The organism is Pseudomonas sivasensis, assembly GCF_021391435.1.
Lineage (GTDB): Bacteria > Pseudomonadota > Gammaproteobacteria > Pseudomonadales > Pseudomonadaceae > Aquipseudomonas > Aquipseudomonas sivasensis.
In genome coordinates this window covers 2855943-2872373 of sequence record NZ_CP090029.1, presented here as the reverse complement: position 1 = coordinate 2872373, position 16431 = coordinate 2855943, and the positions used below count along the sequence as shown (strand labels likewise).

At 60.4% G+C, this 16431-nt stretch carries 11 protein-coding genes; 5 read left to right on the top strand and 6 right to left on the bottom strand.

All coding sequences use genetic code 11. From position 1 onward, the window contains the following. Window positions 1-161: 161 nt before the first annotated feature. Window positions 162-2348: a GAF domain-containing protein gene (locus LRO94_RS12770; RefSeq protein ID WP_095185858.1), complete on the top strand. Its 2187-nt coding sequence runs from the start codon at window positions 162-164 to the stop codon at window positions 2346-2348. An 8-nt stretch (window positions 2349-2356) separates the two neighbouring features. Here the strand turns inward: LRO94_RS12770 and LRO94_RS12765 are convergent, their stop codons facing one another. From LRO94_RS12765 to LRO94_RS12750, 4 genes are all read right to left on the bottom strand, one after another. Continuing rightward, complete coding sequence (locus LRO94_RS12765; RefSeq protein WP_032886848.1) at window positions 2357-3523, bottom strand: GGDEF domain-containing protein; 1167 nt, start codon at window positions 3521-3523, stop codon at window positions 2357-2359. A 51-nt stretch (window positions 3524-3574) separates the two neighbouring features. After that, window positions 3575-5812, bottom strand: coding sequence for a 1,4-alpha-glucan branching protein GlgB (gene glgB, locus LRO94_RS12760; protein WP_095185859.1), 2238 nt, complete (start codon window positions 5810-5812; stop codon window positions 3575-3577). Beyond that, complete coding sequence (gene treS / locus LRO94_RS12755) at window positions 5809-9156, bottom strand: maltose alpha-D-glucosyltransferase (protein WP_179179132.1); 3348 nt, start codon at window positions 9154-9156, stop codon at window positions 5809-5811. The genes glgB and treS overlap by 4 nt, the downstream gene beginning before the upstream one ends. Window positions 9157-9247: 91 nt before the next feature. Continuing rightward, on the bottom strand, window positions 9248-11236 hold the full coding sequence (locus LRO94_RS12750; RefSeq protein ID WP_099602871.1) for an alpha-1,4-glucan--maltose-1-phosphate maltosyltransferase: 1989 nt from the start codon (window positions 11234-11236) through the stop codon (window positions 9248-9250). Between the two features lie 204 nt (window positions 11237-11440). Here LRO94_RS12750 and LRO94_RS12745 point away from each other — a divergent pair, with 204 nt between their 5' ends. Next, entirely contained in the window at window positions 11441-11617 is a 177-nt protein-coding gene (locus LRO94_RS12745; RefSeq protein WP_163033259.1) for a hypothetical protein, read from the top strand. Here LRO94_RS12745 and LRO94_RS12740 read toward each other — a convergent pair. Beyond that, complete coding sequence (locus LRO94_RS12740; protein WP_032886852.1) at window positions 11595-12086, bottom strand: MgtC/SapB family protein; 492 nt, start codon at window positions 12084-12086, stop codon at window positions 11595-11597. The two genes, LRO94_RS12745 and LRO94_RS12740, sit on opposite strands and share 23 nt — an antisense overlap. Window positions 12087-12206: 120 nt before the next feature. Between LRO94_RS12740 and LRO94_RS12735 the strand changes: the two genes are divergently transcribed. The 3 genes from LRO94_RS12735 (at window position 12207) to mapR (ending at window position 15541) form a co-directional block, all read left to right on the top strand. Next, window positions 12207-12446, top strand: coding sequence for a DUF3203 family protein (locus tag LRO94_RS12735; RefSeq protein WP_032886853.1), 240 nt, complete (start codon window positions 12207-12209; stop codon window positions 12444-12446). Window positions 12447-12630: 184 nt separating this feature from the next. Then, the gene (ccoG, locus tag LRO94_RS12730) at window positions 12631-14040 is read left to right on the top strand and encodes a cytochrome c oxidase accessory protein CcoG (RefSeq protein ID WP_179179133.1); all 1410 of its coding nucleotides are present in this window, start codon (window positions 12631-12633) and stop codon (window positions 14038-14040) included. A 91-nt stretch (window positions 14041-14131) separates the two neighbouring features. Next, window positions 14132-15541 (top strand): GntR family transcriptional regulator MpaR, encoded by a 1410-nt coding sequence (gene mapR / locus LRO94_RS12725; protein ID WP_032886855.1) that lies wholly within the window; start codon window positions 14132-14134, stop codon window positions 15539-15541. Between the two features lie 125 nt (window positions 15542-15666). Here mapR and LRO94_RS12720 read toward each other — a convergent pair whose 3' ends face one another. Continuing rightward, a complete protein-coding gene (locus tag LRO94_RS12720) occupies window positions 15667-16413 on the bottom strand; it encodes an SDR family oxidoreductase (protein WP_032886857.1) in 747 nt (248 codons plus the stop codon). Window positions 16414-16431: the final 18 nt, after the last annotated feature.

Below are 16431 nucleotides of genomic sequence, written 5' to 3'. Positions count from 1 at the left end.
GCGCCCAACCTCGGCGGATCCAAACGACTCAAATGAGTAAAGCATCAAAACGCCATCTATCGGATAATTGCGCTGAACTGGCAGCGTTCAACCGGGTCTGTAGCTTTGCGCCACCCACTGAAAGGCGCGCTGAAGACTCTCGATAACAAGGTGTTCCCCCAATGATGAATTGGCTGCAAAGCAGCAGCGACATGGCTGAACGGGTAATTCAGCATGATTGGGCCAACACGCCTCTCGGTCCGCTGGAGCAATGGCCGGACGTTCTGAAGACCACCGTCGCGCTGTGTTTCGCGTCGAGCTTTCCCCAGGCCATTGTCTGGGGGCCCCAGTTGATCACGATCTACAACGACGCCTTTATTCCGATACTGGGCAATAAGCCCTATGCCTTGGGAAGACCGTTCAGTGACATATGGCGCGAGGTGTGGGCTGACGTCAGCCATATCGCCGACGCGGCGTTCCAGGGGCATGCCACCTATATCGAAAACTTTCCCCTCGTGGTTGAACGCGGCCAGGCGCGGGAACAAGCCTACTTCACTTTCTGCTATAGCCCGATCCGTGATCCCCAAGGCCACGTGGTCGGCTTGCTCGACACCGTGACCGAAACCACTGCCACGGTGTTTCTCGCCAGACGCCTGGAAGTGCTGGATGCCATTGGCAACGCCGTGGTCAATGCGGCCGATGCCGAAGCCATCATGACCCGCACTACCCAGTTGCTCGCCGAACACCTGCAAGTGAGCAATTGCGCCTACGCCGACATGGACGCCGATGAAGACGGCTTTACCATTCGCGACAACTGGACCGCGCCCGGCTCGCCGAGCATTGTCGGTCGCTACAGCCTGGCGGCGTTCGGCGAGGCGGCCGTCAACTGCCTGCGGGCTGGCGAGCCTCTGGTGATCTGCGACAACCTGCGCGAGCTGCCACCCGAAGAGTCTGCGGCCTTCCAGTCCCTGGGGGTGACTGCGACTATCTGCATGCCTCTGATCAAGAACGGACGCCTGACTGCATTGATGGCCGTCCACGACAAATCCCCACGCCCATGGTCACCCTACGACCTGGCCTTGTTGAGGGAAGTCACCGAGCGCTCCTGGGCCCATATCGAACGCGTGCGCGCCGATGCCGAGGTCCGTGAAGGTCTGGCAGCGTATGCCGAGCTGAACACCTACCTGGAACAGCGGGTAGAGGAACGCACGCAGGCGCTGGCCCAAGCCGAAGCCGCGTTGCACCAATCCCAGAAACTCGAAGCCATCGGACAGCTGACCGGCGGCGTCGCCCATGACTTCAACAACCTGCTCACGATCATTCGCTCCTCGGTGGATTTTTTGCGGCAGCCAGGCCTGTCGGAAGAGCGCCGCCAGCGCTACATGAGCGCCGTTTCGGATACCGTGGAGCGGGCCAGCAAGCTGACCAGCCAGTTGCTCGCCTTTGCCCGTCGACAACCGCTCAACCCGGAGGTCTTCGACGTAGGCCAGCGGGTACAGAACATTGGCGAGATGCTGGAAAGCGTCACCGGCGCACGCATTCAGGTGCAGGTCGAGATGCCGTCACAGGCCTGTTTCGCCCGCATCGACGCGAGCCAGTTTGAAACCGCGCTGATCAACATCGCCCTCAATGCCCGGGACGCCATGGGCGGCCAGGGTACGCTGAGCCTACGGGTGGTCGGGCGCAAGCCGCTGCCACGTATCCGTGGCGATGCGGGGTCACGCCAACCGTATATCGCCATCTCCATGGCCGATACCGGGCCGGGTATTGCCGCCGACACCGTGGAGCGGATTTTCGAGCCGTTCTTTACCACCAAGGCCGTCGGCAAAGGCACCGGCCTGGGTCTGTCGCAGGTCTTCGGGTTCGCCAAGCAGTCGGGGGGCAATATCGATGTGTCCAGCACGCCCGGCCAAGGCAGCGTATTTACCCTGTATTTGCCCCAGGTCGAAGCACAGGATGTGCCGCCCCAAAGCCCTCAGGGAACGCTCGCCATGCCCCACGACACAACCCAGTGTCGGGTGCTGATCGTGGAAGACAACCTGGAGGTCGGGCGGTTTGCCCGCCAAATCCTTGAAGACTTGGGCTATCAGACCGCCTGGGCGACCGATGCCGAACAAGCCCTGAGCTTGGCCGGCCAGGATGGAATGGCCTTTGACGTCATCTTCTCCGACGTCGTGATGCCCGGTATCACCGGCGTCGCCATGGCCAAGCTGCTACGCCAGCGTCGTGCCGACCTGCCGGTGGTGTTGACCTCGGGTTACAGCGAGGAGCTGGCAGAAAGCGGCTATGAAGGCTTCGAGTTTCTGCCCAAGCCTTACTCGGCCGAACAACTTTCGCAGGTATTGATCAAGGCAACACTCAAGGACTGAGCGTCGCCCTACTCCGCCACGGCCACTTGGTTGCGGCCAAGCGCCTTGGCCCGGTACAGCGCCTTGTCGGCGGTGTTCATCAGGCCATGCAAGTCCCCATCCAGCGCATGGGCCGAAGCGACACCCAAGCTGGCTGAAAGCCCCGTGACCGGTTCGGCCGGCAATCCGGAAATCGCCTTGATCAACTGCTCGGCAATACCCCGTGCGGTTTCCAGCGAGGTATTGGGCAGCAATACCGCAAACTCCTCACCGCCCAGACGGCCATACACATCAGACTTGCGAAACGACGCACTGATCACCCCTCCAATCTGGCGCAACACTTGGTCGCCGGCCTGGTGTCCGTAGGTGTCGTTGATGTGCTTGAAGTGGTCCATGTCCAGCATCAGCGCGCACAGCGGCTGTTGGTTGTGTCGGCATTGTGCGTACAGCGAATGGGCATGTTCGAAGAATGCACGACGGTTCATCAGCCCGGTCAGCTCATCGGTCTGTGCGGCACGGGTTGAAATGTTGTGGGCTCTTTCCATTTGCCGAGTCAGGCGAAACGCCTTTTCTAGCGCATCGGACAATTTACGCGTGGCGCTGGCGACAAAGGTGGTGAACACCAGTACCGCGATGGCAACACCCACCTGCATGGGAGCCGGCTGGAACAGCAGCCAGAAGGTGCACGGCAGCAATACCAGACCGATAGACGCCAGCGTCATGTAGCGATAGGCCGAGTAACACGACACCGCGCTGACCGACATGCCCACGGTGAACAACATCACCAGCACTTGGGACAGCCGATCATCCGCTGGCATCACCGCTAACGCACCGGCGCCCCAGATACCGGCAGAGAGCACGAGAGTGACCCAGTAGCGGCGCTCCCAGCGAGCCGGCGTGCGCTCGCTGTTGGGGCAGCGAAACCAGTCCATGAACATCTTCACCCGCAGCAGCGACGACGCTGTGAGCAACAGCATCCAGACCAGCATAACGTCGTGGTCGAAGCGATCCCAACACAGCCAGCAGAGCATGGTAGCCGCCAGGTAACTGCCCAAAATGGCGGCAAATGACTGCCGGAACAGCTGGTGCAGACGGTCAGTCCGCACCTGCTCCTCTATAACGCAATCCTGGTCCTGCTCACGCCCAAGGCCATTCATGAAATTCGCCTGATTCGACTGCCATGACAAAGGCGCCATTGTGGCACCCTGCCAGCACCGCGGACAACTGAATCCCGCGCGGCAGAGCGGTTAACCCCCTTCAGGTCGCAGAATCAACACCCCCAGCGGCGGCAAATTCAGCGACAGCGACACCGGTTGCCCATGGCGCGGTTCATCCTGGGTAAAGACTTCGCCGCCATTACCGAAGTTGGAACCGGCATACATGTCCGCATCACTGTTGATCACCTCACTCCAGCGCCCGGCAAACGGCACACCAACGGAATAGGACTCGCGCGGCACCGGTGTGAAGTTAGCCACCACCAGCACGGGCTTGCCGTCTTTGCTCCAGCGCAGCCACGCGTAGACACTGTTGATCGCGTCATCGCCGATCAGCCATTGGAAACCTTGCGGCGCATCGTCCTGCTCGTGCAGGGCCGGCTCTTCGCGGTACAGACGGTTCAAGTCGCCGACCAGCTTCTGCACGCCTTTGTGCTCGGCGTACTGCAACAAGTACCAGTCCAGTTGCTGGTCGTGGTTCCACTCGCGCCACTGGCCGAATTCGCAGCCCATGAACAACAGCTTCTTGCCGGGATGCATCCACATGAACGCCAGGTAGGCACGCAGGTTGGCAAATTTCTGCCAGCGGTCGCCGGGCATCTTGTCGATCAACGAGTGCTTGCCGTGCACCACCTCATCATGGGAAATCGGCAGGATAAAACGCTCGGACCAGGCATACACCAGGCCAAAGCTCAGCTCGTTGTGGTGATGGGCGCGATACACCGGGTCTTGCTGGATGTAATGCAGCGAATCGTGCATCCAGCCCATGTTCCACTTGTAGTTGAAGCCCAGGCCGCCCTGTTGGGTCGGCTGGCTCACACCGGGCCAGGCGGTAGATTCCTCGGCGATCACCAACGCGCCGGGAGCTTCCAAGGCCACTACGTCGTTCAGGTGACGCAGGAAGTCGATGGCTTCCAGGTTCTCCCGACCGCCGTGGCGGTTGGGCACCCATTCACCAGCCTTGCGCGAGTAATCGCGGTACAGCATCGACGCCACCGCATCCACACGCAGCCCGTCGATATGGAAGTGTTTAAGCCAATGCAGGGCCGACGCCAGCATAAAGCCGTGAACTTCGGTGCGGCCCAAGTTGTAGATCAGCGTGTCCCAATCCTGGTGGAAACCTTCCAGCGGGTTGGCGTATTCGTACAGCGCCGTGCCGTCAAACTGTGCCAGTCCGTGGGTATCGGTGGGGAAATGCGCCGGTACCCAGTCAAGGATCACGCCGATATCGGCCTGGTGCAGCGCATTGACGAAATAGGCGAAATCTTCCGGCGAGCCAAAGCGCGCACTGGGGGCGAACTGCGACAACGCTTGATAGCCCCAGGAGCCGCCAAAAGGGTGCTCCATGATCGGCATCAGTTCGATATGGGTGAAACCCAGTTGCTGCACGTACGGGATGAGCCGTTCCGTCAGTTCACGCCAGCCGTATTGGCGGGCGACTTCGCCGGCCTCATCCAGCTCGCATTGCCAGGAACCCACGTGCAACTCATAGATCGACAGCGGTGCGGTGGATTTCTGCTTTTCGCTGCGCGACTGCATCCACTCATGGTCCTGCCAATCCACCTGCAACGGCGGAGCGACTTTCGACGCAGTGTCCGGCGGCAGTTGAGTGGCCAATGCCATGGGGTCAGCCTTGAGCGGCAAAATCCCATTGGCACCCAGGATCTCGTACTTGTAGGCCGCACCCGGTTGCAGACGCGGGATAAACAGCTCCCATACGCCCGAAGGATGGCGCAGGCGCATCGGATGGCGGCGACCGTCCCAGATATTGAAATCGCCCACCACCGACACCCGCCGCGCATTCGGCGCCCACACGGCAAAGCGCACGCCCTGCACGCCATCGACGCTGGTCACCTGTGCACCCAGGCAGCTGCTGAGGTCGCGATGGTTGCCTTCGGCAAACAGGTACAGGTCCATTTCGCCCAGCAACAACTGGCTGAAACTGTAGGGGTCTTCGGTAATTTGCTCACCGCCGGCCCACTGGATCTTCAGCAGGTAGGCCTGGCGCGTGGTGAAGTGCCCGACAAACAAGCCCGGCACCTGGGTCGCGTCCAGGCTGCCGATCGGCTCGCCACTGTCCTGCGCCAACACCTGGACGCTCAGAGCTTCCGGCAGGAATGCGCGGATAAATTGCCCACCCTGCTCGTCATCATGTGGCCCGAGGATCGAGAACGGGTCATGGTGCTCGGCGCGCACCAGCGCTTCGACGTCCTTGGACGCCGGCATGGCAGTCAACTTGGGCTGCAGCGGTTCTTTATGCGTGTAATTCATGACGTCTCCCCACCGCGTGCAGTTTTAGATAGAGGTGCTAGCCCGCTGAGCAACCCGTGCAGCCCTTGCAGGGGCACCGGTAGCCAAGTCGGGCGATTCTCCGCTTCGTAAGCCACTTCGTACGCGGCCTTCTCCAGGCTGAACAAGGTCAGCGCGGCGTCCTGGCCTTTGGCATCCTGCCAGTCATGCGCCAGTGTAGACGTAGCTGCCTGATAAGCCTGGATAAATGCCTCGCGTGCTTCATTCAGATAGCGATCGGTCACGCGCCTGCGGGCCAGATCGGCTTGCGGCGAATGATCCACACCTTGCACATTCAAGGCCATGGCCGCCGCGTAATCAAACGAGCGCAGTACGCCGCTCACATCTTTATACGGGCTGTGCTTGCCACGCCGCTCATGCAATGGCCTGGCTGGCTCGCCTTCAAAGTCGATCAGGTAAGCATCGCCCTTCACCACCAGTACCTGGCCCAGGTGCAAATCACCGTGAACCCGAATACGCAGCCCGCCCAACGTGGCTTTCGCCAACGCCTGGACATGGGCGCCGATGGCTTTTTTCTGCGCCAGCAAGTCACTGACCAGTGCCTGATCCGCCGGGTTCAATGTGTGTTGATGCAACTTGAGCAATTGCAGCGCGCGGTCAAGCTGTGCGCCCACGTCCTTGGCCCAGGCCTGAGTGTCCTTGGCCGTAGTGACTTCGGGTTTGAAGTCCTTGTTGTCAGTCTTCGCGCCTAGCACCAGGTGCATTTCCCCCAAGCGCTGGCCGAGCAACCCGGCAAAGTCCGCCAGTTCACCCAAGGCGTTGTAGTGCTGTTCCTGCTCGGAGATGGCCTGCGCCAGTTCATCGCGAATCGCGCGTTCCAGGTTGTTCTGGGTCCAGCTCCAGGCGTCGCCCTGATTGCTCAAGTAACCCTGGGCAATCATCAGCAGGTTGTCCTGGCCATCGGCGTCGCGACGAATCATCGAGCCCAGCAGCGGCGAGATATTCGGGTAATCGGCGGCGGTGAGGTAGGCGCTCATTTCCAGCTCCGGGTGCACGCCGGCGCTGACTTTGCGGATCAACTTGAGCACCAGGCTCTCGCCCACTACCACCGAACTGTTGGACTGCTCGGCCGACAAGTAGCGTACTTGGGCGTCGTCCGTCAGTTGCAGCGGGGCCAGGTGCGGCGTGGCTTCAAAGCGTAAATCGCCTTCGCTGGAAGTGAGCACCGTACCCGCCTGCAGCCCCTGGATCACCGCGCGGATGAAGTGCTCCAGGCTGAAGGCATCGGTGACCAGCCCCACCTGCCGCGTACGCCGCACACGAGCCAGGGCCAATTGTTGCGGCAAGGCACTGGTGAACTGGTCTTCACCCAGGAAGCCAAAGGGCAGTTGATAGCGACTGACTTGGCCGCCGCTGGTGACATCAATTTCACTGAGCAACACCGGATGCTCCGGGTCGCCAAACCGCACGCCGTAAGCGATGTTCACGCTGTCGATGGCAGTGTCCTTACCGGCGAACCAGCGCCGCTTGGGCAGCCAGGCCGGCAACGAGGTCTGCTCCAGGGTGGTGCGACAAGGTTCTTCGAGCAATTCTTCCATGCGTTTTTTCAGTACCAGAGTGGTGAAATCAGGGATGCTCTGCGCCGGTTCCACATGCCAGCTGGGCATCTGGTTTTCCGCCGCCAATACAAACCAATAGAAGCCGTAGGGCGCCAGCGTCAGCAGGAAATTCAACTGGCCAATGGGCGGGAAAGCGTTTCCGCCAAGCATCTCCACCGGCACCATTCCCGCGAAGGCAGAGAGGTCCAATTCCGCCGCCTGGGCGCTGCGGGACACGTTGGCCACACACAGGATAATTTCCGTACGGCCGTCTTCCCCGGTGTATTCACGGGTATAGGCCAGGATGCGGCGATTGCTCGGCGAGAGCATTTTCAAACTGCCCCGCCCAAACGCCTTGGATTGCTTGCGCACCGCCAACATGCGCCGATTCCAGTTGAGCAGTGAGTGCGGGTCTTGAGTCTGGGTTTCGACGTTGACCGACTGGTAGCCGTACAGCGGGTCCATGATCGGCGGCAGCACCAGGCTGGCCGGATCGGCGCGGGAGAAGCCGCCGTTACGGTCGATGGACCACTGCATCGGCGTGCGCACACCGTCGCGGTCGCCGAGGTAGATGTTATCGCCCATGCCGATTTCATCGCCGTAATACAACGTCGGCGTACCGGGCATCGACAGCAGCAGGCTGTTAAGCAATTCCACGCGACGGCGATCCCGCTCCAGCAACGGTGCCAGACGGCGACGAATCCCCAGGTTGATGCGCGCGCGTCGATCTGCGGCGTAGTAATTCCACAGGTAATCGCGCTCTTTGTCGGTGACCATTTCAAGGGTCAACTCATCGTGGTTGCGCAGGAAGATTGCCCATTGGCAGTTGGCGGGAATCTCCGGGGTCTGGCGCAAAATATCGGTGATGGGGAAGCGATCTTCCTGGGCCAGTGCCATGTACATGCGCGGCATCAGCGGGAAGTGGAACGCCATGTGGCATTCATCGCCGTCGTCGCCCTTTTTGTCACCGAAATACAGCTGAGTGTCTTCCGGCCATTGATTGGCTTCGGCGAGCAACATGCGGTCCGGGTAGTTGGCGTCGATTTCGGCGCGGATCTGCTTGAGCACATCGTGGGTTTCGGGAAGGTTCTCGTTGTTGGTGCCGTCGCGCTCGATCAAGTAAGGGATGGCGTCCAGGCGCAGGCCGTCAATGCCCATGTCCAGCCAGTAACGCATCACCGACAGCACGGCCTTCATCACTTGCGGGTTGTCGAAGTTGAGGTCGGGCTGGTGAGAATAGAAACGGTGCCAGAAGTACTGGCCGGCGACCGGGTCCCAAGTCCAGTTGGACTTCTCGGTGTCGAGGAAAATGATGCGCGTGCCATCGTACTTCTGGTCGTCATCGGACCACACATAGAAGTCCCGCGCCGCCGAACCAGGCTTGGCCTTGCGGGCGCGCTGGAACCACGGGTGCTGGTCGGAGGTGTGGTTGATCACCAGCTCAGTAATCACCCGCAATCCACGCTTATGGGCCTCGGCGATAAAGCGCTTGGCGTCGGCCAGGGTGCCGTAGTCGCTGTGTACGCCACGGTATTCGGCGATGTCATAGCCGTCATCGCGGCGAGGCGAGGGATAAAACGGCAATAACCAAATGGTATTCACGCCGAGGTCGGCGATGTAATCGAGCTTGGCGATCAGCCCGGGGAAGTCACCGATGCCGTCGTTGTTGGAGTCAAAAAAGGATTTGACGTGAACCTGGTAGATCACCGCGTCCTTGTACCAGAGCGGGTCTTTGATAAAGGTGGCAGGGTTAGGTTTCTTCGCCATTGGAAACTCCTGAATGACTTAAATTCTGCGGACGCGATGCGATCGTTGTGGGAGTGGGCAAGCCCCCTCCCACAATGGATCTGCGCAAGACTTAGGCAACCGTGATGCGCCAGATTCCAAACGGCATCTGCGGATCAAGGCGTGTCCATTGGGTCTTGCCATACCAGGTCCAGCGATGGCCGTTCATCAGGTCTTCGCCTTGGGTCTGCGCATCATCCGGCAGCCCCAGCTCCCACAGTGGCAACTCAAAATGCGCTTCCTGGGCGTTGAATGGATCGAGGTTGATCGCCACCAGAATGAAGTTACTGCCATCCTCACTGCGCTTGCCGAAGTACAGGATGTTGTCATTCCAGGCGGTGTAGAGCTTCAACCCCAGATGCGTCTGCAACGCCGGATTTTGCCGGCGGATACGGTTGAGCTGGGCAATCTCGGCAATGATGTTGCCGGGCGCGGTGAAGTCCCGTGGGCGGATTTCATATTTCTCCGAGTCCAGGTATTCCTCTTTGCCGGGCACCGGCGCTGATTCACACAGTTCAAAACCGGAATACATGCCCCACAGGCCCGAGCCCATGGTCGCCAGCGCGGCCCGGATCAAAAAGCCTGGGCGGCCGGACTCGTGCAGGAAGGCTGGGTTAATGTCCGGCGTATTGACGAAGAAGTTCGGCCGGTAGCACTCGCGCCACGGCGACTGGTTCAACTGAGTGAAGTACTCGCTCAGTTCAGCCTTGGTATTGCGCCAGGTGAAGTAGGTGTAGCTCTGGGAATAACCGACCTTGCCCAGCCGCGCCATCATCGCAGGCGTGGTGAAGGCTTCAGCCAGGAAGATCACCTCGGGGTACTTTGAACGCACATCGCTGATCAGCCATTGCCAGAACGGCAGCGGTTTGGTGTGGGGGTTGTCGACGCGAAAGGTCTTCACGCCCTCTTCCACCCAGCCCACTACGATGTCGCGCAACTCCGTCCAGAGACTGGGAATCGCGTCCGCCGCATAGAAGTCGACGTTAACGATGTCCTGGTACTTTTTCGGCGGGTTTTCCGCGTATTTGATCGTCCCGTCCGGACGCCAGTTGAACCAACCCGGATGCTGCTTGAGCCACGGGTGATCCTGGGAGCACTGGATGGCAAAGTCCAAGGCGATTTCCAGGCCATGATCGGCGGCAGCCTGGACCAGGCGGCGGAAATCATCGCGACTGCCCAGTTGCGGGTGGATGGCTTCGTGGCCGCCCTCCTCACTGCCAATGGCGTACGGGCTGCCCGGATCATCGGGGCCGGCGGTGAGGGAATTGTTCTTACCCTTGCGGTGGCTGCGGCCGATGGGGTGGATCGGCGGGAAGTACAGCACGTCGAAGCCCATGTCATGGATCATCGGCAGGCGTGCGTGCACATCGTTGAAGGTGCCGTGACGGGCCGGATCATCAGTGATCGAGCGCGGAAACAGCTCGTACCAACTGGCGAATTGCGCCGCTTCACGCTCCACATCGATCGGGTATACGGCACTGATGCTCAAATAGGCGCGGTGATCGGCCTGAGTCATCAAATGTGCACTGTCTTCGTGCAGAAACAGTGCGACCTGCTCGGTTTCCAGCAGGCCGGACAGTTCGTGGTGCAGCAGCATCAAGCGATCGCGCAGTTCGTTGTCACTGCGTTCGGCGGCCTGCAACACCAGGCTGCGGCCTTCCTGCAACTCCAGGCTGACCGGCACACCGGCCTCGTGTTTTTTGCGCAACTCATAGCAAAAGCTGGCGAAGGTATCGATCCAGGCTTCGATGCAGTATTCGTGAGGGCCCTGGTCGGTGACGGTAAATGCGCCCTCCCAACCGTTGTTGCCCACATCCGCCATCACCACGCTGTGCCAGCTTTCGTCCTGCAGCGGGCGCCAGCGGATCAATACGGCGAGTTTGTCGTGGCCATCGGCGAACACCTTGCTGGTCACGGTGACCCGCTGGCCCACTGCGGCCTTAACGGCGAATTCACCGCCATCAATCACAGGCATGGTGCTTTCGATTGCAATCCTGGGCAGCAACAGCGCCTGGGACAGCGGCAATAAGGAAACATCTGGAACCTGAGTTTCAGCAGTCATCGAGCATCTTCCCCTTACGCCCTGTGGACGCTCTTTGCTTGATCCGAATTCTGAGACGGCGACGCTCTCCCTAAGCAAGGCCGTAATAGGTCCGAGCCTGAGGCTTGGTCAAAAGTTCAGGTGGATGTTCCGCCATTGAGCGGGGAATCAAATCGCCCGGGCGGTTGTCCACCGGTAGAGCAAAGCACAAAGGAGGCCACACCGATGAATATCCCGATCCCGGCTGAAACCCCTGATCCTAATATCGACAATCCGACACTGCCGCCCACGGAACCGGAGCCGATTCCAGAAAAAGAGCCGCCCGAAAATGAGCCACCACCGGTGGAAGAGCCGCCGACAACCATGCCCCCTGTGATCGTCAGTCCTTCTCGAAACGCTTGACGATTTTCGGCATCACGCTGAACACCGCCAAGGCCAGCAACGTACTCAGGACCGCTGTCGATTCCCGGCCCAACCCGGCCGAGACCCCAATCGCAGCGGTCATCCACAGGCCGGCGGCGGTGGTCAGGCCTTTGACATGCCCCTCTTCATCATCCTTGCCTTTGATGATCGTGCCTGCGCCGAGAAAGCCGATCCCCGCGATCACGCCCTGCACCACGCGACTCATAGCATCCGCCTGATTACCTGACATCTGCGGCACCATCACAAACAGCGCGGCGCCCAACGCCACCAGCATGTGGGTCCGTACCCCGGCGGCCTTGCCCTTGCTCTCGCGCTCAAACCCCAGGATGCCGCCGAGTACGGCGGCGATCAGCAGGCGCACGGTGATCTGGGTCAGTTGTTTGGCATCGCCGATATCGGCGAACTCGGCCTGCAGGGTTTGCCACACTTCATGCCACCAAGCGTCCATGGATCCTGTCCTTTAAAGAAGCGGTTAAGTCATGGACAGCGCCTACCGCCAGTCAGTTGCCTTGAACCACGCCACGGCACCATCCCCTAAGGTTCATAGCCGATGAGAAAGGAGTTCGACATGACCCTGCGTATTGAAAACCACCTGTGCTATTTCACGCTCGACGACAATGGCCAGGAACAGAGCGTCCCCGCCACCCGAGTGAAGATATTGACGGACGATGACAAGTCCATGTCCTACGTAGAACTTGCGGGCGAGCGCACCTACATCACCGAAGCTGAAGCAGACGCCTTGACCGTCGAAGGCGCGACAGACGGACGCAACCATGTGAAGGCCACGGAGCCTGGTTCGCTGATTTGATTGATCTGTATCATTACCGCTGAAATGCCCCTGCACCCCAGGCGCGCCGGGGTGCAGCAGATTGTCGCAGAGCTCACCACACCGACCATCTGATCCGCTTTTTATCGCGCTAGCTGAGTCTGTTATGCAAACAGTCCCCGGCCCATAGTTCATCCGCCTGATGGAGGCTGATGAGCGAACGACCATGAGCGAACGAATCCCAACCGTGGAAACCTTTGAGCCCATACACCCAAAGAAGGTGAAGGCCAAATCCAGCGACACCCTGATCCATACCCGCAGCTTCACCGGACTGTTCCGCACCTTGCGCGTAGCCGGTGCCGGCTTTCTGTTCCTGGCGTTTTTCGGCACCGTGTGGCTGAACTGGGGCGGGCGCCAAGCCGTGCTGTGGGATCTGGCGGAAAGCAAATTCCATATTTTTGGCGCGACGTTCTGGCCCCAGGATTTCATCCTGCTGTCGGCGCTGCTGATTATCTGCGCCTTCGGCCTGTTCGCGATCACCGTGTTCGCCGGCCGCGTGTGGTGCGGCTATACCTGCCCGCAAAGCTCGTTCACGTGGTTGTTTATGTGGTGCGAAAAGGTCACTGAGGGCGAACGTAACCAACGCATCAAGCTGCAAGCCGCGCCCTGGAGCCTCAACAAACTGGCAAGGCGCTCGGCCAAGCACACGCTGTGGCTGGGCATCAGCGTGCTGACTGGGCTGACCTTTGTCGGCTACTTCACGCCTATCCGCCCGTTGGCCGAGGAACTGCTGACTTGGCAAATGGGGGGCGTGAGCCTGTTCTGGGTGCTGTTTTTCACCGCCGCGACCTACATCAATGCCGGTTGGCTGCGTGAGGCGGTGTGCATGCACATGTGTCCGTATGCGCGGTTCCAGAGCGTGATGTTCGATAAAGACACCCTGACCATTTCCTACGACAGCGCCCGTGGCGAGAACCGTGGCCCGTGCAAACGCGAGGTCAAGCCGGCCGATGTCGGCCTGGGTGACTGCATTGACTGCCACCTGTGCGTGCAGGTCTGCCCCACCGGCATTGATATCCGCGATGGCCTGCAAATGGAATGCATCGGCTGCGCGGCCTGCATCGACGCCTGTGATTCGATCATGGACAAAATGGGTTATGCCCGTGGTCTGGTGAGCTATACCAGCGAGCATCAACTGCAAGGCGGCAAAACCCGTCTGCTACGGCCCCGTCTGATCGGCTACAGTGCGGTGCTGCTGGTGATGATTGCCGCGCTGGTAGTAGCACTGGTGGAGCGGCCGATGGTGTCGCTGGACGTGACCAAAGACCGTGGCATGTTCCGCGAGAACGCCCAGGGCCAGATCGAAAATATCTACAGCCTCAAGGTCATCAACAAGACCCAGCAACGCCAGGATTATCGGGTGGAGCTCGTGGAGGCCGACGGTTTCCAACTGCAAGGCAAGACCGAGATCAGCCTGGCGCCGGGGGAAATCATAGATGTGCCGGTGTCGGTGGCATTGCTCGCGGAGAAACCCGCGAGCAGTTCCCAGACGTTGCGCTTCAAAGTGATGGATGTAGATGAGCCAGGGATCTATAGCGTTGCCGACAGCCGCTTTGTGGCGCCGTTGAACCGCTGAGATCTATCTAAATCAGTGAGAATCCAATGTGGGAGCGGCTTGCCCTCTCCCGGATTGGATCTGCGCTCGTATAAACATTGTTAAGGCCCCTATGAAACGCTACGAAAAATTCGCCGAAGACATTGCCGAACTGATCCGCTCTGGCGTCCTGGGGCCTGGCCAACGTGTGCCGTCGGTGCGCTACGCCAGCCAAACCTACGGCGTCAGCCCGTCCACGGTGTTCCAGGCCTATTACCTGCTGGAACGCCGTGGCCTGATCCGTGCGCGGCCGCGTTCCGGCTACTTCGTCAACACCCATGCACCGAGCCCGTTCTCTGAGCCGGCGGTGAGCGAACAGGTGCACGAGTCCACCGAGGTGGATGTCAGCGAGTTGGTGTTTTCCGTGCTCGACTCGATCAAAGACCCCAATACAGTGCCCTTCGGCTCGGCGTTCCCCAGCCCGATGCTGTTCCCGTTGCAACGCCTGGCCCGATCCCTGGCCAGCGCCAGCCGTGAAATGGACCCGCGCCTGGTGGTCACCGACATGTCGCCGGGCAATCCGCAGTTGCGTCGACAAATTGCCCTGCGCTACATGGTCGGCGGCCTGATGCTGCCGATGGAAGAACTGCTGATCACCAATGGCGCCCTGGAAGCCCTGAACCTGTGCCTGCAAGCCGTGACGGAACCCGGCGATCTGGTGGCCATCGAGGCTCCGGCGTTCTATGCCTGCCTGCAAGTGCTGGAACGCCTGAAGCTCAAGGCGGTGGAAATTCCGGTGCACCCGCGCGACGGCATCGACCTCGGCGCCCTGGCGCAAGCCCTTGCGCGTTATCCGATCAAGGCCTGCTGGACCATGACCAGTTTCCAGAACCCCATGGGCGCAACGTTGCCGGAAGAAAAGAAGCAGGCACTGGTTGAGCTGTTGCGCAGTCACCAGGTGCCGCTGATTGAGGACGATGTGTACGCCGAGCTGTATTACGGGCAACAGGCGCCCAAGCCGGCCAAAGCCTTCGACACCGAAGGACTGGTGATGCACTGCGGTTCCTTTGCCAAGAGCCTGGCGCCCGGCTACCGCGTCGGCTGGGTCGCCGCCGGGCGCTATGCGCAAAAGGTCGAACGTCTCAAGCTGATGACCTCGCTGTGCCCGTCGATGCCGGCCCAGGCGGCGATTGCCGACTACCTGCAACATGGCGGCTATGACCGCCACCTGCGCAAATTGCGTTATGCCCTGGAGGAGCAACAAAGCGCCATGCTCGCCGCCATCGCTCGGTATTTCCCGGCGCAAACCCGCGTCAGCCAGCCGGCCGGAGGGTATTTCCTGTGGCTGGAATTGCCGGAGCAAACGGACTCATTGAAGTTGTTCCAGATGGCGCTGGCGCAAGGCATCAGCATTGCACCGGGGCCGATTTTTTCGGCGACCCAGCGCTTCAGAAACTGTATTCGCCTGAACTATGGCAGCCCGTGGACCGAGGCCTCGGAGAAGGCGATGGAGACGTTGGGGCGGATTGTGCGGTCGTTTTGAGGGAGGGGGGTTGCTCTTTCTGACGCCATCGGGAGCAAGCCCCCTCCCACATTTTGATCGGGTTCACACAGTCCAAGTGTGGGAGGGGGCTTGCTCCCGATGGCGCCCGCACAGACGCTACCGACTCAACGGCCGCCACCCAAATCTAAAAAAGTCCCGGTGGCATACGACGCCTTATCCGACAACAACCAGATAATCGCTTCCGCCACTTCATCCGGCCGCCCTCCACGGGCCATGGGAATGCCGGACTCCAGCTTGCTGACCCGATCCGGGTCGCCGCTCAGGGCGTGGAAGTCGGTAAAGATATAGCCGGGGCGTACTGCGTTGACGCGGATACCCTCACCTGCCACTTCTTTGGACAGGCCGATGGTGAAGGTGTCGAGGGCGCCCTTGGAGGCTGCATAGTCCACGTATTCACCCGGCGAACCCAGGCGCGCCGCCACCGAGGACACGTTGACGATGCTGCCACCCTGCCCGCCATGTTTGGGCGACATGCGCAACACCGCGTGCTTGGCACACAGGATCGGCCCCAGCACATTGGTCCTCATGATGTTAAGGATGCGGAATTCGGACATCTCATCGACCCGCGACTTGTGCGCCACGGTGCCGGCATTGTTGACCAGGGCGGTCACGCGGCCCAACTCGGCGTCGACGCGATGAAACAACGCAATCACTTCATCTTCGATGCTGACATCAGCTCGCACAGCAATCGCCTGGGCACCCAGGCCACGGACCTGTTCCAGTACGCCCAGGGCGGCTTTTTCATCGGAGCGGTAGTTGATGCAGATGCGATAGCCTTCGCGCGCCGCCAGCAGTGCCGTTTCGGCGCCAATACCGCGACTGCCCCCGGTGATGATGACAACTTTGTCCATGCGTACGGTCTCCTGATC